The 23,350-nt window shown below is 45.9% G+C and carries 12 protein-coding genes; all 12 read left to right on the plus strand.

Translation table 11 applies throughout. From position 1 onward, the window contains the following. Window positions 1-5 precede the first annotated feature (5 nt). The 12 genes from AC58PV_RS19065 (at window position 6) to AC58PV_RS19120 (ending at window position 23,256) form a co-directional block, all read left to right on the plus strand. Window positions 6-1,541, plus strand: coding sequence for an ABC transporter substrate-binding protein (locus tag AC58PV_RS19065; RefSeq protein ID WP_497433884.1), 1,536 nt, complete (start codon window positions 6-8; stop codon window positions 1,539-1,541). A gap of 94 nt (window positions 1,542-1,635) precedes the next feature. Further along, the gene (locus AC58PV_RS19070) at window positions 1,636-2,982 is read left to right on the plus strand and encodes an FAD-dependent oxidoreductase (RefSeq protein ID WP_497433886.1); all 1,347 of its coding nucleotides are present in this window, start codon (window positions 1,636-1,638) and stop codon (window positions 2,980-2,982) included. A 110-nt stretch (window positions 2,983-3,092) separates the two neighbouring features. Then, window positions 3,093-6,584, plus strand: a complete 3,492-nt coding sequence (locus tag AC58PV_RS19075; RefSeq protein ID WP_497433887.1) for a 3-keto-alpha-glucoside-1,2-lyase-like domain-containing protein — start codon at window positions 3,093-3,095, stop codon at window positions 6,582-6,584. A gap of 308 nt (window positions 6,585-6,892) precedes the next feature. Further along, the gene (locus tag AC58PV_RS19080) at window positions 6,893-7,867 is read left to right on the plus strand and encodes an ABC transporter permease (protein WP_497433889.1); all 975 of its coding nucleotides are present in this window, start codon (window positions 6,893-6,895) and stop codon (window positions 7,865-7,867) included. Beyond that, complete coding sequence (locus tag AC58PV_RS19085; protein ID WP_497433890.1) at window positions 7,861-8,736, plus strand: carbohydrate ABC transporter permease; 876 nt, start codon at window positions 7,861-7,863, stop codon at window positions 8,734-8,736. The genes AC58PV_RS19080 and AC58PV_RS19085 overlap by 7 nt, the downstream gene beginning before the upstream one ends. A gap of 61 nt (window positions 8,737-8,797) precedes the next feature. Further along, window positions 8,798-10,396: an extracellular solute-binding protein gene (locus AC58PV_RS19090; RefSeq protein ID WP_497433891.1), complete on the plus strand. Its 1,599-nt coding sequence runs from the start codon at window positions 8,798-8,800 to the stop codon at window positions 10,394-10,396. A gap of 17 nt (window positions 10,397-10,413) precedes the next feature. After that, window positions 10,414-11,298 (plus strand): glycoside hydrolase family protein, encoded by an 885-nt coding sequence (locus AC58PV_RS19095; RefSeq protein ID WP_497433893.1) that lies wholly within the window; start codon window positions 10,414-10,416, stop codon window positions 11,296-11,298. A gap of 62 nt (window positions 11,299-11,360) precedes the next feature. Further along, the gene (locus tag AC58PV_RS19100; RefSeq protein WP_497433894.1) at window positions 11,361-15,797 is read left to right on the plus strand and encodes an S-layer homology domain-containing protein; all 4,437 of its coding nucleotides are present in this window, start codon (window positions 11,361-11,363) and stop codon (window positions 15,795-15,797) included. Between the two features lie 925 nt (window positions 15,798-16,722). Beyond that, the gene (locus AC58PV_RS19105) at window positions 16,723-18,306 is read left to right on the plus strand and encodes an extracellular solute-binding protein (RefSeq protein WP_497433896.1); all 1,584 of its coding nucleotides are present in this window, start codon (window positions 16,723-16,725) and stop codon (window positions 18,304-18,306) included. Window positions 18,307-18,322: 16 nt separating this feature from the next. Next, on the plus strand, window positions 18,323-20,671 hold the full coding sequence (locus tag AC58PV_RS19110; RefSeq protein ID WP_497433897.1) for a helix-turn-helix domain-containing protein: 2,349 nt from the start codon (window positions 18,323-18,325) through the stop codon (window positions 20,669-20,671). Window positions 20,672-21,194: 523 nt separating this feature from the next. Beyond that, window positions 21,195-22,205, plus strand: a complete 1,011-nt coding sequence (locus AC58PV_RS19115; RefSeq protein WP_497433899.1) for a zinc-dependent alcohol dehydrogenase — start codon at window positions 21,195-21,197, stop codon at window positions 22,203-22,205. A 172-nt stretch (window positions 22,206-22,377) separates the two neighbouring features. Next, window positions 22,378-23,256 (plus strand): helix-turn-helix domain-containing protein, encoded by an 879-nt coding sequence (locus AC58PV_RS19120; protein ID WP_497433901.1) that lies wholly within the window; start codon window positions 22,378-22,380, stop codon window positions 23,254-23,256. Window positions 23,257-23,350 lie beyond the last annotated feature (94 nt).

Consider the following 23,350-nt stretch of genomic DNA (forward strand, 5'->3'; position numbering starts at 1 on the left):
TTCGCATGAAAGGAATTCAAAAAGCAAGTCTGTTGGCCGTATCGGTTAGTATGGTTCTCGCGATTTTTTTGACGGGGTGCAGCACGAATAAGGAAATGGCATCTTCGGCTGCTCCATCCTCATCCAGCCCTACAGATGCAACTCAACTCTCACCTTACACAATTAAATTGATTTATCCTGGTGAGGTTCAAAAAGATCAAGCCCTGGTTGTAGCAGAAATGAACAAATATTTAACTAAAAAAATCAATGCAACGGTTGATATTATTCCGATTTCCTCAGGCTCTTGGGGGGATAAGGTTAATCTGATGATTGCATCTAGTGAACCGATGGACATTCTGTTCGCAGCCAATTGGAACTCATACGCCACGAACGTAACCAAAGGAGCTTTCATTGACCTGGAAGAGAAGAATTTACTCGACAAATATGGTAAAGGCATTAAGGAAACACTGGGTCAAAGTGCACTTGATGGTGCGAGAATCAAAGGGAAAATCTACGCTGTTCCCACAAATAAAGAAATGGCTACTTCAGGTGGATTTTTACTGAGAAAAGACTTGGTAGAGAAATATAAAATGGACCTGTCTACGCTTAAATCAGAGAAGGATCTGGAGCCATTTCTCAAGATTATTAAAGAAAGCGAACCGAACATGACTCCGTTGTATCTCGACGGCGGCAACAATCTTGTTCAGCATCTAAACACATGGGATTACATGGGGGGGGCGACTTCCTTCGGTGCTATTGATGGAACACAGACGAGTACGAAGGTTGTCCTCACACAAGAACAGCAAAAAGATAAAGAACTTATAGATTTGACTCACGACTGGTTCATGAAAGGATACATCAACAAAGACGCGCCAACGACGAAAAATGCACCAGAAACACAAGTAAAAGCAGGCAATGTATTTGCCATTGTTACGCCGCTTAAACCAGGTAAGGATGGGGAAGTTAGTTTATCTTCAGGCTATCCGTTTGTGCAGGCTGAGACGATGAAGACATGGACCAGCTCATCAACGGCATCTGGCTCGATGCTCGCAATTTCAAAAACCAGTAAAGACCCTGAGCGCGCCATGATGTTTATTAATTTGCTCCATACAGATAAATACTTACTGAATTTACTCGATTTTGGTATCGAGGGCGTGCACTATGTGAAGGTAAACGATAATGTCATTGATATCGCACCTGGTAACGATCCAAAGGCCAATAAATACTTGCCTGGTGCAGCTTGGATGTTCGGTAGTCAGTTTTTGAATTACTTATGGAAGAACGAAGATCCCGAGAAGTGGAATAAATTCCGCGAATTCAATAAGAAAGCCGCTGTTTCAGTTGCTGTAGGATTTACGTTTGATACGGCTGCCGTTAAAACTGAAATTGCTGCAACGACTTCTGTAAAAGTTGAGTTTTCTGGCGCTTTAAATACCGGTGCTGTTGATCCGAATACGATTCTTCCAAAATACCTTGAAAAATTGAAGGCAGCTGGTGTTGATAAAATTCTTACTGAGAAGCAGAAGCAATTTGATGAGTTTCTCGCTACTAAAAAGAAGTAACAAATAGGGAATTGAGCCAAGCGGTTATTTGCTTGGTTTACTTCTTTTGCTTATCCATTTTCACCAATACAAATAGGGCTTGGAGATGAAGAGAATGCTATTACGTGAGGAAGCCAGGGAAATTCCTATTTTTTATGAAGCGGATATATGTGTATTAGGGGGAAGCTGTACGGGAGTATTTGCTGCTGTGCGAACTGCTCGTCTGGGAGCCCGTGTCGTTATTATTGAAAAACAGAACGCTTTTGGTGGTGTAGCGACATCGGGCTTGGTTAACATTTGGCATTCACTGCAAAATACGGAATTTGATCAACAGATCATTGCCGGTTTGACGCTAGAAACCATCGAGCGGTTGGACCGAGTAGGTGGGGTCATTGAGGAGAGGAAGAATCACTCAGCGGGGTATGTACTTAACACGGAAGAGCTGAAGATTGAATTAGATCGCCTTATTCAGGAATCCAATGTGAAGGCATATTTACACACGATGTTCGTATCTCCCCATGTGGTGAATGGCGAACTTCAGGGAGCTATTGTTGAGAATAAGTCAGGTCGCGGGGCGATTAAAGCTCAATTATTTATTGATGCGACTGGGGATGGAGATCTATGTGACCGATTAGGAATCGCACAGCGGCTTTCACCTCATTTTCAACCTTCCACAGCTTGTGCAAAGATTAGCGGATGGGAGCAAGGGACAGAAGGGATCGACTTACCGTACTTGTTGCTAAAATATAAAGATGAATTTGGGATTCCTGAAGGTTTCGGATGGGGGACCCAGGTCCCGGGGTCTCAGGATGTCCACATGTATGCAGGTACGCGTGTATACCATGCCAACAGTGCAGATGGTGATGCATTGACCTATAGCGAAATGGAGGGGCGTCGGCAAGTGAGGGCGATTATGGATCTCGTCCATACGTATGGCCAGGGTGACAGGATGTCACTCGTATCACTTCCTTCCTATATAGGGACACGTGAAACCCGCCATATCTCATGTCACTATCAATTGACGGGGCAAGACGTTCTCTATGGTCGAAGATTCGATGACGCAATTGCAAATGGGAGTTACCGTATCGATATTCATCATCAGGATAAGCCAGGTATTACCTTCAAATATTTAGACGGTGAGCAAGCCTATATCCGGCCTGGTTATCCGAAAGAGGTTGGAAGATGGCGGGAGCCGACCCAGCATAATCCTACTTTTTATCAGATTCCGTATCGTAGTTTACTCCCTGAGGGTCCATACAAGAATGTGATTGTGGCAGGCCGGATGTTGGACATTGATGAGGAAGCTTTCGGTGGTGTGCGAGTCATGGTCAATATGAATCAATTAGGCGAAGCGGCGGGTGTTGCGGCTTACATTGCCCTTACCGAAGAGAAGGGATTTGCCAATGTGGATGTGAAATCATTGCGTCATCAGTTGAAAAGTGGAGGCTCTATTGTTATCTAATGAACGGCAGACTGGAAAGGAGGTGATTAGTAAAGAAGCTAGACAGATATCGAACTAAAGGATGGGATGAATAGAGATCATACTCGATAAACGTACAAGGAGGAAAGAAAATGAAAAAAAAGTTGGCTGGCCTGTTAATCATCATGTTGATATTCATGGGTAATCCTTTCACGGAGCGGGCAGAAGCGTTGACACAATTACCTGTACTCCCCATATCTCTTCCTGCTGGAACCGATATTGATGCGTTGACAACAACCCGCTATGATACGCCTTGGTGGGTGCAATACCATATGACGCCCCAAGAGCAAGCAGCTATTGGGTATAAAGGTGGAGAGGCCTCGCAGATGGTGTATGCCATGGCTGTTTCGCAGGCGAATCCACAACATCTACTCATGGGAACAGATACCTCAGGGATTTGGAAGAGCGAGGACGGAGGCGTAACATGGAAATCCAGTAATGATGGCTTTGGTTTGATGGGGACGATGGATATCGCCTTTGATCCTGATAATGAACAAATTGCTTATGTAGCGGCTTCACCACATGCGGCTAATAACATAATGCAGGAGTCCAATTTGGCCGGAATATGGAAAAGTACAGATGGCGGCACTAGTTGGAAGCAAGTGTTAAGCACGTCCTTCTATAGGAAATCATCCAATAAGCTGATTCGTTTCGGAGGGATCGAGAGTAATGGCAACAGAGCGATCTATGTGGCCTCACATAGTAAGGGAGTTTTTAAATCTATTGGTAATGGAGAGAAAGAGACTTGGACTAATATCGGTCTAATCGACCAAGCCATCAATGACTTATTTGTAGATTCTACGAGCGGAACGGTCATGGCGGCGACATACGGAAGTGGCATTCAAGTCAGTTTGAATGACGGTGCGACGTGGGTGGCAAGAAATACGGGATTCTCCGGATTAGAAGCTGCCAGCATTTCGGAAAATCCGACCAATGCCAATCAATGGTTTGCTATTGCAGATGGGAAGGTATATACCAGTACTGACGCAGGGAGTTCCTGGACTGACTTACAGGTGCCGAGAATCGATGTTCCAACAGACGGGAAGTTTACCAAACTTCTGTTTGGAGCACCGGATGCCTATGGTCATGCCAGATTATATCTCTCCATTAGAAATTCGCAGTATAGTTTGAGGTACAGCACAGATTGGGGAGTAACTTGGCAAGCTTCGACGGTTAATAATGGCATCGCTTTCATGAAAGATAACTGGGGATGGTTTAGTGAAGCTTTTACTACGCACCCTACAAATCCAAATATTGTATGGGTGCCGTTGGATAACGAGATTTACAAGTCCAAGGATGGCGGAGAAAATTTACACCCGTCCAGCAGTGGTTTCTCAGGGCTACGTGCAAGTGGATTCCTATTTGATCCTACGGATAATCATAATATCCATATCACAGCCATCGATCGCGGGCTAGTAAGATCAAACGTATATGGGACAGAACAGTATCCGATGTTTCAATATTTGATGGATGATCGCTACGAACCAAGGTATGGCGGGCACAGGACTGTACATGCGATCGCACGCGATCCTCAGGATTCTGAGCATTTATTCATCAATATAGGGGATTGGGGCTCGCATACAATCCTATCAGAAAGCCATGACGGCGGACTGAATTTCACACAGATTCCAGGAACAGAGATGACTTCAAAAGCTCGCATAATCATGTATCATCCGCAGAACAATAACATTATTTATGCAGGTAAAAATAAAAGCATAGACGGTGGCCTCACTTGGAGTCAATTAGATAAAGGTGTTGCCGCTGTGTCTCCTTTGGATGGAGATGTTGTATGGTCAGCCGATGGAGGAGTTATTTCAAAGTCAACGAATGGCGGTTCCCCCTCTTCATGGGTAACGATGACTTCCTCAATCAGCGGTATTCAGAATATCGTACCGGATCTGTTTGTTGCAGATCGACTCTGGATAGGCAGCTATGTATCCGGGCTATACCGTCTTGATGGAAGTACGCTAAAGAGTATCAATGAATCGAATGGCTTAGTCAAAAGCTTAAGCGGTACTATACCTGTTTTTGATATCGCACAGGATCCTAATAATCAACTGCATCTCGTAGCAGGAGGAACCGATAATCAGGGATTAACACCTAGTGCAGGATTATTCGAAACATTGGACGGCGGTCAGAACTGGCGGGTCGTCGAAGGCCTTAAAGGCACCAAGGATATATGGAAGGTCGCCTTTCATCCTAATTTGCCAAGGGTATATGTAGGAACATCTTCAGGTACTTGGGTATACGAATATGATAAGTATTATGATCGCAACTTGTATAGGGATCAATTCCAAGATGGGAATTCCACGGGATGGACCTCCTCCCTAGGCACATGGAATGTGGTGCCGGAAGGTTCTAAAGTGCTAAGTATTCCATCAACAGACGGTCAGATAGCAGCAGGCACCTCATCGTGGGCGAACTATTCGTTCCAAGCGAAGGTTAAGATGACGGAGCAAGGATATGGGGGGACGGGCGCTAGTCTCATTTTCCGTTACCAAGATGCCAATAATATGTATGCGGTTCAATTGAATAAAGCGGATGGTCAAATAAAAGTCTTGAAAAAACAAGCGGGCACATGGACCACGGTAGGTACACCGGTTACGCAGCCGTTTGAATGGAATCAATGGTACACCGTTAAGGTCGTTGTCAATGGATCCTCCATCATCTGCTATCTAGATGGCGTTGAGTTGATTCATATGACAGATACAACATTCAGCACGGGGAAAATTGGTTTTAAGGCCTACAACATCGCGTCCGTTTATGACGATGTAAGTGTCAAAGATCTTGTAGGCACGAATCTGTTCAGTGATAACTTCGATGATGGGGATTCTGAGGGATGGACCCAAGTAATCGGAACTTGGACGGTTACGACAGATGGGATTAACAAGTTATTGGCTGCCAATTCGAATTCAGGAGAAAATTTAATATCAGCGGGGAATACGAGTTGGAGCAACTATGCCGTTCAGTCAAGAATTAGAATGACTTCGGAGAGTTCGGGCAGCTCGGGAGCGGGCCTTGTGTTCCGCTATCAGAACGGCAACAACATGTACTATTTTCAGCTAAACCGTGCAAGTAATCAATTAAAAATATTAAAAAAGCAAAGTGGGACATGGACGACACTAGGGACTGTTTCCCAGCTGCTGAGCTTAGATACTTGGTACCAAGCTAAGATTTTGGTAAATGGTTCTTCAATAAAGGGTTACCTAAACGGGGAGGAGAAGATTTCGCTGACAGATAGCACATTAGGTAACGGAGCAATCGGCTTTAGATCCTACAACACATCCGCTTTATTCGACGATATGCTTGTGACGATGTATGTACCAGTCACTGGAGTAACGGTCTCTGCCATGAATCTCACACTCGATACGGTGACGAATAATGTCTACCATTTACAAGCAACGGTATTTCCTCTTGAAGCGAACAATAAAAGAGTGGTGTGGACGACGAGTAATCCAGCGGTTGCGACAGTGGATCAGTCCGGTAATGTGACAGCATTAAGCAATGGGTCGGCTACAATTACAGTAACGACAATGGAGGGGGGACTTCAAGCTAGCACCCTCATACTAGTAGACTCGCCTTAATCATAGGAAATAGATGTCTAATAAATAAAGATTGCCACTCACCAAGCCATGAAGGCTAGCTGAGTGGCAATCTTTTTATGTTTTCGCTGTAACCTAGCGTCGTCAGCACTTCCAAGCTCACTGCTTTTTTTTATCCGAACTGCTGAATTAGCGTTATCGGCAATAAAAAGCAATTTGGTTTCTATATTTACCAGCGAACCTCATGTAACAATGGGGTCACAGCAGGGAATTGAAAAACGGAATCGCTTACATGATGACGTTAAAAGATCTTAAACGCCTAGCTACATATCGGAAAGGGGAATAACAAGATGAAACCTGCAACGAATCACGCCATACCCCATACGCTGATCAGGGAGCCAACGGCATCGGCCAAGCGGCGAAAAAATTGGAAGAAGATGAAGCGATTCCTACCGCTTTACCTCTTATTCTTGCCGGTACTGGCCTATTATGTAATCTTCCATTATGCGCCAATGACCGGCGTGGTGATTGCGTTCAAGCAATACAACTTCATGGATGGCATCTTCGGAAGTCGATGGGCGGGGCTCACGCATTTCAAACGCTTTATTGATAGTGGTGACTTCTGGGAGATCTTCCAAAATACACTGGTACTAGCTTTCTACCGCATTTTATTCGGATTTCCGGCACCTATTCTGTTCGCGCTGCTGGTTAACGAGATGCGATTCACCAAATGGAAGCGCTTCTTCCAAACGGTCTCCTATTTGCCGCATTTTGTGTCCTGGGTTGTCGTGTACGCTTTAATGTACAATTTGTTCTCGGAAAGCGGACTGATCAATATCGCGCTTAAATCGCTCGTTGGTCACACATTTGAATTTCTATCCTCCACGGAGTACTACCGGATGATGTTTGTAGGAAGCGCTATTTGGAAGGAAATCGGATGGGGTGCCATTATCTTTTTGGCTGCCCTAACGAGGGTTGACCCCGATATGATCGAAGCTTCAGCCATTGACGGTGCGAACCGCTGGCATCGCTTGTGGCATGTTACACTGCCAAGTATTAGAAGCACAATTAGCATTATGTTTGTACTGAGCCTTGGCGGTATTCTCAGTGTAAGTTTTGAGCAGACGTTGGTTATGTATAATCCTCAGGTAGCTCCAGTAGCCGAGGTCATTGATTTCTATATTTATCGTATCGGCTTGCTGAATACAAACAACTATAGCTACGCCACTGCAGTAGGTTTATTCCGATCGGCTATCGCACTTGTACTCGTGTTGATTGCTAACTTTGTATCCAAGAAACTTGACGAGGAGGGGGCAATATGGTGAACGCAAAATCCAAGTCCTTATCTAAGCCAAGCTTCGTGGACTATATCATCTGGTTCATCCTGACACTACTCTGCGTGAGCACCCTGTATCCGTTTGTGAATGTCATTATCGTATCGTTCGCTGATATGAAGGATTACGTGCTACAAGGGGGCGTATTACTCTATCCACGTTCGATCCACTTCGACAGCTATCGGTATGTGCTACGCCATTCCGGGCTGCTGGATGCTTATGGTATCACGATTCTTATTACGGTTGTCGGCACGTTAATTAATCTGGTCATGACTGCTCTTGGAGCCTATGTGCTCTCTAACCGGGAGCTGCCGGGGCGCAATGCGTTGATGACGATTATCGTCATTGCGATGCTTTTCAATGGCGGTCTTATCCCTACGTATCTCGTTGTCCGTTCGCTGCATCTGGTCGATACGCTCTGGGCGTTGATGATTCCAACTGCGATTAACGCCTGGTTGTTGATCCTGATGCGCAACTTCTTTCAGGGCATTCCAGTTAGTCTTAGCGAATCGGCTCGATTGGACGGCTGCTCGGAGCTGGGGATACTCGTTCGCATCATGCTGCCGTTGTCCCTTCCGATCGTAGCTACGCTAGCTCTGTTCTATGGTGTGGGGCACTGGAATGAATATCTCAATGTAGTTATTTATATCAACAATCCGAAGCTTTCGACGCTGCAAATGATCCTGCGTAAAATGTATACGGTTTCGCTGGAACAGCTTGACGGGGACAGCTTGCCACCGCCTGTAGAGACGATTCGTGCCGCTACGGTGATTCTGTCAGCTTTGCCAATCATCATCGTCTATCCATTCCTGCAGAAGTACTTTGTGCAGGGGATCATGGTCGGGTCCGTGAAGGGGTAAAGAGTTGACTTATCATAAAAAAACGTTTCGCAAAACTATTCAAAGGGGAGACACAAAATCTATGAAAAACAAATCAAGCAAACGTGTTATCGCATCCTTAGCTACAGTTTCGATCGCAACAGCCTTGACCGCTGCGTGCAGCAGCACGGAAACTAGTACACCAGCAGTTACAGGGGAAAGCACTAAGGCACCTGCAAGTTCAACCGCACCCGCTGCCCCAGCAACGATCTCTCTTGCACAACCCGATGGAGGACGTGTCTGGAAAGATGACAATGTTGTCACCAAGGAAATTGAGAAGAAAGCCAATGTCAAATTGAACGTAAACATGATGCCTAATAACGATTTTAACGCCAAGTTCAATGTACTTGCTGCTTCCGGCGACATTCCCGACATGAGCAGACTCGGCGCATTCGACTATCAGAAGTATGTGGATCAAGGTTTGTTCTTAGATATTACCAAGCTGATTGATCAATATGCACCGAACTTGAAGAAGAACCTAAAGCCAGAACTGTGGGAGTTGACGAAGCACAAAGGCAAGCAATTCGTCATTCCATATGAGAACGGCGCAGGTAAGGAAGTTCCAGCAGTTAGGAAAGACTGGTTAGATGCTATGAATCTTAAAATGCCTACGAATTTGGATGAGTTTGAGCAAATGTTGAAAGCGTTCACGTTCAACGATCCTGACAAAAACGGCAAGAATGATACGTACGGTATGGGCATGGCCAACAGCTTCGCGGAAACGTTCATGCCGATATTTGGCGCGTACGGCATTGCCCCTGGTATGTTCGCTAGCAGTGTGCCTATGAACAGCTATTTGAAAGACAATAAGATTGTACCGGTTGCTGTATCACCTGAATACAAGGAGGCATTAGCCTATATCAAAAAGTTGTGGGATGCGAAGGTAATCGACCCAGAACTATTCACGATTAAACCGGATCAGGCACAGCAGAAAATAGCGCAAGGGAAAATCGGCTATTTCGCTGCGTGGTGGTCCACTGCTCCGCAAACGCTCATTCAGCAGCTTAAAATGAAAGAGATTGTGCCAAATGTAAAATGGGAACCAATCGCTCCAGGCATCAAAGGGCCAGAAGGAAAGAGCGGCATGCTGTCTTTCGGTAATGTAGGCGCAACGATTGCCATTTCCGCTAAGACGAAAAATCCTGAAGCTGTATTGCGATTCCTCGATTACATGTCTACGGACGAAGGTTGGGAGCTGAACCACTACGGTATTAAGGGTACGCATTACACAAGCATTAATGAGCCACGTACACCTGAAGGTCAAAAAGCGTTTGACGAGAAATGGTTAGATCCGCTGAGCCAGATCGTTTCTCGCGTAGATATCCAGAATAAAATTAATGCCGCTACGAAGGATCCGATTGCCATTGAAAACAACCGCTTTATTGATGCAGCAGCTAGTTATACATTGATTTCTGACATCTTCTACGGTATCCCGGCAACGGATGAGCAAAATACGCTAGGACCAGATGTTGCGAAATATGAAGTTGAGATGTTCTTGAAGTTCGTAACTGGCGCTGAGCCGCTGTCAAACTGGGATGCGTATGTAGATGGATGGAAGAAGAAAGGCGGCAAATCCTTGTTGGATTCCAAAGTCAAAAAGTATAACGAACTGAAATCAAGCAATGTTGCCTCTGGTATTTAATTATGGATTATAGCCAAATGTCGTCGCCTATTCTCTTGAAGGGTGATCAAAGGAGAGCTTTCCGGGACCCGTGCGCGCTGTATCAGGACGGCATTTGGTGGCTGTATTACACCCTTGTGGAGACGGAGGAAGATGGTCGCGTCTTTATGTACACGGCGATGAGTCAGAGCACGAATCTTCGCCAGTGGAGCGAGCCTCTTCTTCTGACCCCGAGGGATCAACACCTGAATTTCTCTAGTCCTGGTAATCTAATTCGGATCGACAACCGCTGGCGAATGTGCTTGCAATCTTATCCGCGACCCCATGGTGAGAAATATGGGAATGGTGATTGCCGCATTTGGATGATGGAAAGTGAAGACCTGATCAACTGGACGGCACCGAAGCTGCTCCGTGTCAAGGGAGACCAGGTTGCTGTGGAAGAGATGGGGCGAATGATCGATCCTTATTTCATAGAGAACGCCAGTAAGCCTGGGGAATGGTTTTGTTTCTACAAGCAAAATGGCGTGAGCGTATCGAAAACGGACGATTTTCAGCTCTGGACCTATTGCGGCAACGCAAGGGCAGGAGAGAACGTTTGCATAATTCGGCATCAAGAGGCGTATGTGATGTTCCATTCTCCTGAGAATGGCATTGGCGTTATGAGGTCGCCTGATTTGGTTCATTGGCGTGAAGATGAACTTCTACTAACGTTGGGCCAGCAGGAGTGGGAATGGGCACAAGGCCGATTGACGGCTGGGTTCGTCTTGGACCTCCGACATACGGAAGGCATAGAGGCATTTGTGATGTTTTTTCACGGAAGTGGTCCCGAGGATGAGAGTGTGTTGTTTGATACACATGCATCGATTGGCATAGCTTGGAGCCAGGACTTGGAAACTTGGGACTGGCCAAGCAAAGAGCGTTAAGAGTTGGTCCCGATCATGGAGATTCATCCTATTGAATTCTATCGAATTGGAGGAAACGAGCTGTGAAGAAACAGTTGTCATTCCTATTAGTATTCTTTCTTGTACTCACACTTATCTTGCAAGCGGTTCCATCAATAGCTTCCGCTGATACGGTACCTGTAATCCGAGTAGAGGGGGAGAATTATACCTCCAAAGTTGGGAACGAGATTACTGGGACAAAAGAAAATTATTTGGGCATCAACCGGAGCTTGCTGAGTAATGGTGACCTTCTGTATATGAAAAGCTTAAGTGGTGTACCCGTTTCAAATTACACGGTTCAATATCAAGTGAACGTTGAAGTTCCCGGCATTTATGGGATGGAAGTGATGTCGAGCCCGATTAGCCTATCATCATTCCCTCTTTATGAAATGAAAATTAATGACGGCAATTATGTTGCTGTAAATAGCACGTTAGCCACGAAGATTGGGCAAATTGACACACCGGCGAATGTGCTCCATAAGTTCAATCTAGGTCCGGTGACGCTTCAAGCAGGGGGCAATACAATAACCTTTCGTATTCCGAACGGGAGAGCGTCAGACGGACGCATCTATTTTTACTTGGATTATATGCAGTTTACCAAGCTTCCTTGGGGACTGAACAAAATCACTTCCAACGCACCTAACAACTTGTTTGAAGAACAGGATACAAAGGAAATCTCCATTCAATTCACCGATGCTGCCAGCGGTGGTCATGTTCTTGACTACAAGGTCGAAGATTATGACGGCAATGTCGTTCTTCAGAATAGTGTGACCATGAGTGTGTATGAGCCTTCCTACACGGTTGCTGTATCGCAGCTGCAACGGGGCCACTATACGATAACCGCGGAAGCCGATCATAATGGCAAGCCGATCAAGGAATATTTCTCGGTCGTGATGAATACGTCTGAGCGGAGGCCAGCTCCGGGCAACCCCTTTGCCGTGGATGCGGCGGGAGGCTCTCTGATTCCTGCTGCTCAAGCTGCCAATTACGCTCGTGCGGTCAAACTGACCGGCGTCGATTATGTGCGAGAGCGGATGCATTGGAATTCCATAAGCAGTGCGAGCGGAACCTATGATTTCAGCAAATATGATCCTTATAACGCTGCCTATGCGGCGAATGGCATTCGCGTGTTGGAACTCAACCACATTGCTCCGACGTGGACGAAGAGTGACGACAAAAAACTGCCTCGCAACCTGTTGGATGCGTATCAACTGGCCAGAAAAAGTGCTGAACATTATGGAAGCCAATCGGATTGGGAGTTTTGGAACGAGGAGGATATCGCGTATACAGCGGATAGTGAGCCTGCCGATCTATATGCCGCATTCTTGAAGGCAACTACGATAGCAGCGAGGGATTCCGGGGCAGACACTCGTGTCGCACTGGGGGGAATTGCGTATCCGCCAGGGGGTTATACAGAGTTATTAATGGAGAACGATATCGCTCCTTATATCGACATCTACAACTATCATGGTCACCGTAGTGATAATGGGGATCAGAAGATATTGGACTTGCCCCCATCCTTCGCGGCCCATACGGAGTTTATTCAGGGCTACGATTTGGATACGAAACCTATTTATGTGACGGAAGCAGGGGTAGCCCAAACGTTCACTGACAGCACACAGACGCTGTATGGCGAGCAGTTGCGGACGCAGGCAAGATATTTGACCACCTCCACGATTCAGTCTATCGCTACTGGTGTGGATAAGCACTTCTGGTTCGTATTCCCGAATTACCAGGAGACAATTGGGAACTATGGTACCTTCACCTCCAGAGGGACGCCATACGCGGCGGTGAATGCGGAAGCAGCGATGACGCATGCGCTAGGTGAAGCCATTTATTTAGGTAAGCCGACTGGATTACCTGACGGAGTGGAGGGTTATGTGTTCAAAGACGGAGCAGACAGCGTGGTCGCTTACTGGAGCGAGCATGAGACGCCACTAACCTTGTCGACAGGCACTAACACGGCACGCTTAACGGATATTATGGGTAAAGAGTTGCAGTTGACGTCCGCCACAGGCAACTATGCATTGACATCAGGTCCTGATATCCATTATTTGAGGATTGCTGGCAGCTTCCAAAACTTGAGCACTTCCTTCTATGGAACTCCTGTGCCTAAGGCAGATGAGCTTTCGAGTGCGGATAAGATCGTCATTATGCAGAAGTACCCCGAATCTACAGCGGCTAAGGCCAAAGCCAAAGGGTACTTATTGGATAAGACCACTGCAACAGAGATTGAGGTGGAAGTTTATAATTTTAATGCGACACCGATGAGTGGGACTATTAACGGATCCGTATTTGGCGGTTGGAACTTGTCAACGCCTTCCAAGGTCGTGACCATTGCGCCATATTCGAAAGAGACACTGACGTTTACTTTAACAGGAAGCCAGAATATTGCGGCAGATGTGAAATTCCCAGTCGTATTCCAAGGATTGTTCAGCGGAGAGGCTACCTCCAAGTCGACGACGTTGATTGCTTCGAATGAAAACAAGGCAGTAACGCCGAGTTTGTTGGTTCCTGAATATGATATTCCTGCGAAGTGGGTGGAAAATATTTCGCCAGGTGCCACCGCTACGGTGACTCAGCCGAGCCCTGGGATTATTCAGTTTGATTATCATTTTGCTAGTGTTGGGGACAAGTGGACGTATCCGAATTATTATTTGCCAAGTGATTTGTCATTCGTTGGGACGGAAGGGGTTACCTTCAATGTGTATTTCCCAGCACCTATAGACGGTGTAGTTGTTCGAAGTTTTATTTATGAAAGTAATGGTTCAGGGTATTTCACTGGAACGGGGATTACGCCTGTAGGTGGATGGCAGCAAGTCAAATTACCGTGGTCGGATTTCGCTGCTTTCGGAATGCCAGATGACAATTTCCATCTGGATCCTGATCAGATTAAGAGATTCAGTATCGGCATCAATTCCAGGACGGCAACCGATGTTTCTTTCAAGGTGGGGGATGTCGGCGTCTATACGCAGCCTGATATAGGTCTGTACAGTAAAATCAACAATCTGATTCCGGCAAATAATCAAGAGCTTCAGTCAGGGAATGCTACGATCTCCGCCGACTTGGTGCAAGGCGAGATTCCTTTCGCAGCGGGGACGGCTGAGCTACTAGTAGACGGAACCGTAGTTCCTTATCAGATTAACGGCCAAACCCTTACAGCTTCTACGGTGCTATTGCCCGGCACTCACAACTTGAAATTGAAAGCGTTCGACGCGATTGGACGACTCATGTCTGTGAAATCCACTGTGAACGTTGTTGCAGGAACACCATCTATACCAGTGAACACATCGAGTGGGGGAACACAAGGAAGTCCGTCGGACAATTCTGTGAAAAAGTTAACGGCAAACGATCTGAAGCCAACGGATGGCAGTACACTCCTTATAACTATTCCACCTGGAGCGAATTTGGTGGAAATGGGGTCGGAACTCTTCGGTAAGTTGAACGGCCAAGGGTTACAGCTCGAAACGGAACTGGGTAGTCTGATCATTCCACAGACTGTCTTGCAAGCACTATTTGGGCAAGAACATGCTTACACAAGTATTCGGATTGGCGTCAAAGGTCTGGGAGATTATACGCCAGCGCAGTTATCGGGATTATCGGGGACACAAGCCCAGTGGGGCGGCAGTTTGACTTCGATAAGCAAGCCCATAGAGCTGACGCTTCACGCAGTAGATGCGAGTGGCGAGCAAGTGTCTGTCAATTCTTTTGCGGCACCAGTCATGCTTATTTTCAATACAGATCATCTGGCAAATCCGGACGTAGCGGGTATTTATTACTGGAATGCGGACACAGGAGCCCCAGAATATGTGCGGAGCACATATGACGCGACCAAACATACGATAACAGCTAGCCTTAACCATTTCAGCACTTACTCACTGCTGGGGTATACGAAAAACTACACGGATGTTACCAAAAACCATTGGGCATATTCGGCAGTCCGAGGCTTAACAGCAGCCCATGTCGTAAATGGCGACAGTGCCGACCTCTATGTGCCTGAGCGGTCGGTTACGAGAGCTGAATTTGTTACGCTGGTCATACGGGCATTGGGATTGGAGTCAGTGAAGCGGGACTCGGCTTACGTAAAAGGAGCAAGCTTCCATGATGTAGCAGCATCAGCGTATTATGCAAAAGCAGTAACGATAGCGCAGCAAGCAGGGATTGTAACAGGGAAAGAGGACGGATTATTCGTGCCTGAAGCGAAAATTACCCGGGAGGAAATGGTCGTCATGTTGATGAGGGGGCTGGCCTATACAGACCGCCAAGTCACTAAACTCGAGGATTCTGCCCAACGACCAACTTTTCTCGATCAACATGATATTTCGAAGTGGGCGATGCAAGAAATGCAGCAAGCAGCTCTTGCGGGCTTGCTAAGCGGTTATGAGGACGGTACCGTCAGACCGTTAGGCTATGCAACGCGAGCGGAAGCAGCCCAAATGCTCCGGAGGCTAAGCAAAGAAGGGATACCAGCTATTGAATAACTAGTTACAAGGATTGTCACTCACCTAGTCAAAAAGGCTGGGTGTGTGGCAATCATTTGTTTTTCCCATCCGTACCCGCAACTTTGCCCAGATGCTCCAACTAGTATGAGTAGTGAGCAATGGGAGAGTATTGAGTCGGATTGAATAGTTGGGAAGACGAGGAATGTGTTGGTAAGTGGAGTCGTGTAAAGTATTGTGAAGGAGTGGGAGTAGGAGTAGAGTAGAGTAGAGTATGTAGTAAGAAGTAAACTAGCTAGATAGTCGATGAAACAAATGTATTGCGCGATAGAGTAAGGTTTCAAGTCCTCTCCCCTGATCAAAAGTGCAAATAAGCACTTTTCGAATGGGTTCTCTCCTCTATTATTGGAAATTGATGCAAATAGGCATCAATTTGGAGGGATTTCACGAGATTATTGTGAAAATGCCCATAAAGGATGCCTATTTGCACGTATTTTCCAATTTTAGCTATAAATCAGTGGAAAAGGTTGTATTTTTGCACTTTTGGGGCTCCGCCGTCGCCCGCCCGCTCTCACCACGCTCCCGCCCACCCCATCGTAGCCAGCTCTCACCGCGCCCCTGCCCTTGTACTGGCCACACGCTCCCGCCATTGCGCCGCCCCCTTCCCCTCTCGATCACATGAGAGAAACCCTTCAAAAAGTAGCTCCTCGCCCCAATCGTGAGCTGGCAATGAAAAAAAATGCTTTTATTTATCCAAACTGACGATTCGGCAATACGGGCACAAAAAAGCACATTGTTATCTATAAATGTAATCGCTTTCGTGAAAAAATGGAGTTATCAATTACTTCGCACAAATCGTGGCGTGACGCAGGATGAATCGTGGAACTAGTTTTATAAAGGGGAAGTCTGTGATCATTGGCAGTTATGGCTTATAATAAAAACATGACAAAGGGGGAGATGGCCATTAATGAAAACCAACTCAACTAAGCGCGCTACCGCTTTGGTATGTATGGTTTCGTTAGCTGCAGCTCTGGCGGCGGCCTGCAGCAGCACAGAAACCAAGAAACCTCCAAGTGGCAGTGATCAGGGTGGTCAAGTATCTGAGACTCCGGTGACCCTTTCGCTTATTCAGCCCGATGGGGGTCGGGTTTGGCGAGACGACAATCCGGTAACCAAAGAAATTGAGAAAAGGACTCATGTGAAGCTGAACGTGAACATGTTGCCCAATAATGATTTCAATAGTAAGTACAACGCGCTTGCCGCATCGGGTGAAATTCCGGATATGAGTAGGCTGGGCTCGTTCGACTATCAGAAATTTGTGGATCAAGGTTTGTTCCTGGACATAACTCCTTATTTAGCTCAATATGCGCCTAATCTGATGAAGAATGTTAAGCCTGAGTTGTGGGAGCTAACGAAGCACAAAGGAAAGCAATACGCCATTCCCTATGAGAATGCGGCAGGTAAGGAAGTTCCGGTCGTCCGCCAAGATTGGCTGGATGTTCTAAATAAGAAAATGCCCACTAATCTGGATGAATTTGAGCAGATGCTGAAAGCGTTTACCTATAATGATCCTGACAAGAACGGCAAGAATGATACGTACGGCATCGGCAACGCGAACACTTATGCGGAAAGCTTTATGCCGATTTTCGGGGCATTTGGCATCTCACCAGGCATGTTTGCTAATAGTGTGCCTATGAATAGTTATTTAAAGGAAAACAAGATTTATCCCGTTGCCGTTTCACCAGAATATAAGTCTGCGTTGAGCTATATCAAAAACCTATGGGATGCTAAGGTCATCGATCCGGAGATGTTTACGATTAAGGCGGATCAAGCGATGCAAAAGGTGGCTCAAGGGAAAATCGGCTATTTCAATGCCTGGTGGTCCATCGCCCCGCAAACACTTGGACAGCAGCTTAAAATGAAGGATATTGTGCCGAATGCACAATGGGAGCCTATTTTTCCGGGCATTAAGGGGCCAGAAGGGAAAAGCGGGATGTTGTCTTTTGGTAATCTAGGCGGAGTAATTGCCATTTCATCTAAGACGAAAAATCCGGAAGCCGTCCTACGGTTTCTCGATTATTTGTCTACAGATGAGGGCTGGGAGCTTAGTCATTATGGGATTAAAGGCGAGCACTATCGTGAAATTACGGAGGCACGGACACAAGCTGGACAGAAGGCGTTCGATGAGAAATGGCTGGACCCGCTTAGTCAAATTATTTCGAGACAAGAGCTAGTGGTGCAAGTGAGCAATTCATCTAAGGATCCGGTGCAAATTGATAATAATCGCTTCATCGAATCGGCAGCTCAATACACCTTGTATCAGGATATATTCTATGGGATTCCACTGACCGATGAGCAGAAATCGTACGGCCCAGATGTGGCCAAATACGAAGAGGAGATGTTTATCAAATTTGTTACGGGGAAAGAGCCGTTGTCCAAATGGGACGAATATGTGGCTACATGGAAGAAGAAGGGCGGTAAAGCCTTGATGGATTCCAAAATAAAAACATATAACGAACTGAGATCGGGCAATGTAAGCCCAGGTATCTAGTGTGGGGGCTGCAAAAATGAAAGAGAGAAAAGAAAAGCGTTTCATGAAGAGCAGCTTATTTGAATATTTCAACTACTTTCTAGTGCTTTCTTTGCTTGTGGCAGCAATTTCAGGGGGGGCGCTGTATTATTCATCCTCCTCCTTACTCTGGAGGGATGCTATCCAGAATAGCAGCAACACACTTCAATTGCTCAAGAATGGACAGGAAATTGTGCTGGCTGAAGTCGATAAAGCGATGGAATCGGTATTCTTGGATTCCTCTTTTCTTCATTATATGGATTATTATGAGCAAGCCGATATTTACATGCAGCTGCAATTGAGACAGCGTCTCGAGAATGTCGTTCTGTCCAGTGACTATATTCATTCCGTCTCCATTTATTATACCAGCTCGCAGTTAATTCTGTCCTCATTAGAGGGAGCGGTGCCGCTCAGCGGTTTCCAGGACAGGGACTTCATCCGCTCCATGGCAGGACAGACGCCGAGTAAATCACTCGTCCGCACGAGATCTTTGCCGGGCATTTCCGCAGCTAAGGAAGAAACGGTTATCTCAATGGTCAAGACGCTGCCCATTATTCACGCAGGCACACCATCCGCATATGTGGTCATTAACATTAAAGGCGACTATTTGGCACAGATCATGCAGTCGTTGAATACGAACCCCGATGTTCAATTGATCATAACCGATAAGGAAGGGCATATTCTTTCGCAAAAGGCATCCGAGGTAGAGATGTTCGATACTAGCGAACTTGTAAGCGATCTGGATATTTCCCAATTAAACGGCTCATCGGGCAGCTTATTTACCAAAGTGCGTGGTGTAGACTCTTTGGTCTGTTACGTGACATCCGTCACAAGTGGTTGGGTGTACACGTATATGATTCCGAAGTCTGTGGTGACTCACAGTTTGCATTTATGGAGCCGAATGACGATTATTATCAGCGTGATGGCGGTTGTGCTGAGTCTGATTGGTTCACTGCTGTTGTCCAAACGAATCGTCAATCCAATGAATCGGCTGTTGATTATGATGCGTGGCACGGATCAGAAACCTGAAGATAGGAAGATTGAGCATGTCAAAGAGATCGTCCAGATTGAGCGCAACGTTAGCCGTCTGATGGACCAGAATCGCGATTTGACCACGTTGTTAAAGGACTATGAGATCCAAAGTCGGAATAAATTTATGCAGCGTTTGGTTTGTGGTGACGAGCAGATAACGACTCAAACGATGGAACGATTGGCTTATTACGGCTTAAATTTGCCCGAGAGAGGGGCTTTCGTTGTTGTACTTGTCTCCATGGATCAATATACCAAGTTCTCTCAGGGGATTCATGAGTCCGAGCGAAATTCAAGACTCCTACAGCTTTCCGAAGGATTACAGGAAGAGGCTTTTGGCAAACAGGCGTATCAAGGATTCTTGGTGGAAACTGAGCCGAACGAAATGGTGCTGGTACTCCATCTAGATCAAGAGGAGAGTGCATCAGATATGCTGCCAGACAGTCTGCGAACTTGGCTGCGTCAGCTTCTGGAACTTCTATGCAAGGAATCGACGATGACGTTTACAATCGGCGTAAGTGCGTTACACATGACGATCGAGGAGCTGAGTGATTGCTATCAGGAGGCTGGATCAGCGCTTCGTCAGAAGCTCATCTATGGCGGCAATACGGTCATCTTTTACGAAGCCGTCCGTCCTGATACAGGAATTGTGATGTACCCTTTGGGTCTGGAGAAGCAATTGTTGACGCATTTTAAAACGGGAAACCGTGAAGGCGTCATTGCTGGCTTACAAGAATTTGAAAGCCATATGATTGAGCATCACGCGAGGCAAATTGAAGTAGTCAGGCATTACTTCCTGCAATTGTTTTCTTCATCACTGCGCTGTGTGTATGATATCGACGCCAACCTCGGCTTTCAGCCGGTTATTCAGCAGTTAAGGCATACTGACCTGTTGGAAATGGAAACAATGCAGAGCATGGTCGCTTACATGCAGGAGCTCTACGAGCTCGTACTTGATCAACTAGAGCAGAAACGGTCCCTGAAAAATCAGGAATTGGCCGATGGGATTACGGCTTATATCGATGCACATCTGGCAGATGACTTAACGATTGAGCGCTTAAGTGAAATTTTTACAATTAGCACATCCCATATGCGCAAAATCTATAAGGATGAAACCGGCATGACGATTAAAGACAGAGTATCGGAGCGTCGACTTGCAGCTGCCAGGACGCTTCTCGGCGACCCTCGACTGAAAATCCAGGAAATTGCGGATCAAGTTGGTTACTTGACGGTTCAATCTTTCACGAAAGCATTTAAAATGGAAACCGGGAAGACGCCAGGTGAGTACCGAGCGGAGCTGCTAAAGGTCAATGCATAGCGGATACATTTGTCTTAATGCCCCGTTGCCAAGTGCAGCGGGTTTTTTCTTATGCAACGGCTGTTTCTCAATTGAAATGGGATGAGGTGCATGTACAGTTGCGGTGGCAAACCCAAGACATTCTTGTTCAATAAATAACTGGATTTTCTTTAGTTAATTCAAGTAAAATCTTGTAATTTTGGAAATTAACTGGATTTCCTCCCGTTATTTCAGAACATTTTCGGCAAAAGGGGCGCTCACAGTACAAATTAGATGTAGAAAATCCAGTTAAACTCTCTACAAGCTTGTTTTTACTCGGAATTAGATGGAGGAAATCCAGTTAAACTCAAGGATCGGTAAGGGCTAGACGTCAGAGGATGTTCTGGCGATATTACCACCGTATAGGCACTTATTCGGCAGGGCAGGTGAGCAATTGGCATCCATCGTGTTTTTAGATAAAAAATCATGCTTTCCATTAAAGACGCTCCGAGTAAAAACATTTATATTGAAACTGAGATCCATATAAAAGGAGTGTGTCGATGCGATGATCAACAAAAAAGTAATGTTCCAAAGTCCATGGCAAGTTGAAACGGTGGAAGAGAACTTCGCTGCGCAAATTGGCGTAGAAGAGGTACTAGTTAAGAAACTGTATACCTTAATCAGCCCAGGGACGGAACTGGCCATGCTGTCAGGGAACGAAGCTTGGTTCCCGATGCCAGGCATTCCTGGCTATGCGGCAGTAAGTGAAATTGTGGAAGTTGGAGCAGGCGTAGCGGGATTTTCACCAGGTGATATTGTATTTCATTATGGAAGCCACTGTAAGTATGAGGTAGTTTCGATCAGGGGAACCTTTCTTCAAGTTCCAGAGAATCTGGATTTGAAATGGGTACCTTTTACTCGTATGGCTACCGTTGCAACAACGGCGATTCGTGTTTCGAATATTGAATTCGGGGATTATGTAAGCGTAACGGGGCTTGGTCTCATCGGAAATATGGCGGCTCAGCTAGCGAAGGCTCAAGGCGCTACTGTGATTGGTATAGATTTGTCTGAGGAACGACTTCGCATTGCCGAGAATTGTGGTCTGAGCTATGGTGTGCATGGTGGACTTGGCAGCGTACAGGAACAAATTGCCGAGATCACCCATGGGAAAGGCGTTTCAACCCACATTGAAGCAACGGGTGTCCCGCAAGTGGCCATCCAAAGCCTTCCCTATATTGCCAAACTAGGCGAAATTATATTCTTAGGCAGTCCTCGCGGTGCATATAACACGGACGTGACGGAGGTTTTGAATTACTGTCATCTGTATAACAGAGGGTGTATCACCTTCAAAGGAGCGCATGAGTGGCGTTATCCGATTGAACCCAACGAGTTTGTTAAACATTCTTTGGTCAGAAATTCAAGTATTATCTTCGAGCTGATGAAACAGAAACGGCTGCAAATCGAACCTTTAATTAGCCATGTACTGAAGCCAGAAGAAGCCAAGACAGCTTATGAAGGTCTCCGATTGAGTAAGGATCAATATAGCGGTGTGTTATTCGACTGGAGTGAGACATGAGTTCTGCAAGGTTCTTTACGCTGGGATATGGAAAATAGGAATGCCCTTCAGTTATACTTGGACGAGGATGAATTCGGTAAGCGGGGTTCTAAGCGTGTATGCAAACCATTTCAACCTATACCGATCCGTCCCCAAGTTTCGAGTATGGAGATGCGACGCAGGAGGGATGTACATGGAGAATTGGATGAACAGCATAACGCCTTTCGTCAGAGTGGTCAAAATTCACAAATCCTTCTCTATAGCGGGTGAATGGATGGATTATGACCATGTATTTACGTATATCGAACAGGGGGAAGCGGAGTTTTTTTTGGATGGTGTCAAATACAAAGTGAAGGAAGGCGACATTCTGCTTATGCCACCCTTTATGGCGCATATTATTCGGTCTACGTCAGAGGTACCACTCATCCAGTATATCGTTCATTTTGATTTGTACTATGAAGAAGAACGAAGCTCTTGGAAGGACCAAGCGATCACGGAAGAGCGTAAAGCGATTCCAGCCAAAGAGATGCAGTTCGCATCTACAAACCCAATATCCCACCTAGCCTTACCGAACCGGATCGAGCTAAAGAAGAGATTCCTGATCATGCAGAAGGAGTTCTTGGACAGGAGATCCGGTTATTCGTTGATTCTTAAGGGGATTTGTTTGGAATTGTTAGTCCTGTTTATGGAGGGACAAGCGGATCATCACGATAGAGAGGGAAAGATGACGAAGGGCTGGGTGTTTATTGAAAACACCATTTCCTTCATTAATGAACGATATTGGGATCCTGAATTGGATAATCATACGATAAGTGAGCATGTCGGAATTTCGACCAATCATTTATCGTTTCTTTTTAAAGAACAGCTTGGTATTACGATTCATAAATATTTGACGCATATTCGCATCGAACAATCGAAGTTAAGAATAATTGCAGGGACACAAACCTTAACCGCTATTGCTGAACAGGTGGGCTTTTCGAGCATTTATTTATTCAGTCGATCATTCAAGGCTACAGTCGGCGTTATGCCCAGCCAGTTTATGGCGATGAATTCTAATATTGGCAAGCTGTGAAATAGTCCGTCCTTTTGTCATAGATATCTTACTTCTGTCCTGTTGTGAACGTATACATCCATTTCTTAGAATAAGAACATACCCATAAGAGCTG

Source organism: Paenibacillus sp. J22FR83 (assembly GCF_059691955.1).

Excerpts from the sequence above, each read along its gene's own strand:
- AC58PV_RS19065 (WP_497433884.1), top strand. The coding sequence starts at position 6 with ATGAAAGGAATTCAAAAAGCAAGTCTGTTGGCCGTATCGGTTAGTATG.
- AC58PV_RS19070 (WP_497433886.1), top strand. The coding sequence starts at position 1,636 with ATGCTATTACGTGAGGAAGCCAGGGAAATTCCTATTTTTTATGAAGCG.
- AC58PV_RS19075 (WP_497433887.1), top strand. The coding sequence starts at position 3,093 with ATGAAAAAAAAGTTGGCTGGCCTGTTAATCATCATGTTGATATTCATG.
- AC58PV_RS19080 (WP_497433889.1), top strand. The coding sequence starts at position 6,893 with ATGAAACCTGCAACGAATCACGCCATACCCCATACGCTGATCAGGGAG.
- AC58PV_RS19085 (WP_497433890.1), top strand. The coding sequence starts at position 7,861 with ATGGTGAACGCAAAATCCAAGTCCTTATCTAAGCCAAGCTTCGTGGAC.
- AC58PV_RS19090 (WP_497433891.1), top strand. The coding sequence starts at position 8,798 with ATGAAAAACAAATCAAGCAAACGTGTTATCGCATCCTTAGCTACAGTT.
- AC58PV_RS19095 (WP_497433893.1), top strand. The coding sequence starts at position 10,414 with ATGTCGTCGCCTATTCTCTTGAAGGGTGATCAAAGGAGAGCTTTCCGG.
- AC58PV_RS19105 (WP_497433896.1), top strand. The coding sequence starts at position 16,723 with ATGAAAACCAACTCAACTAAGCGCGCTACCGCTTTGGTATGTATGGTT.
- AC58PV_RS19110 (WP_497433897.1), top strand. The coding sequence starts at position 18,323 with ATGAAAGAGAGAAAAGAAAAGCGTTTCATGAAGAGCAGCTTATTTGAA.
- AC58PV_RS19115 (WP_497433899.1), top strand. The coding sequence starts at position 21,195 with ATGATCAACAAAAAAGTAATGTTCCAAAGTCCATGGCAAGTTGAAACG.
- AC58PV_RS19120 (WP_497433901.1), top strand. The coding sequence starts at position 22,378 with ATGGAGAATTGGATGAACAGCATAACGCCTTTCGTCAGAGTGGTCAAA.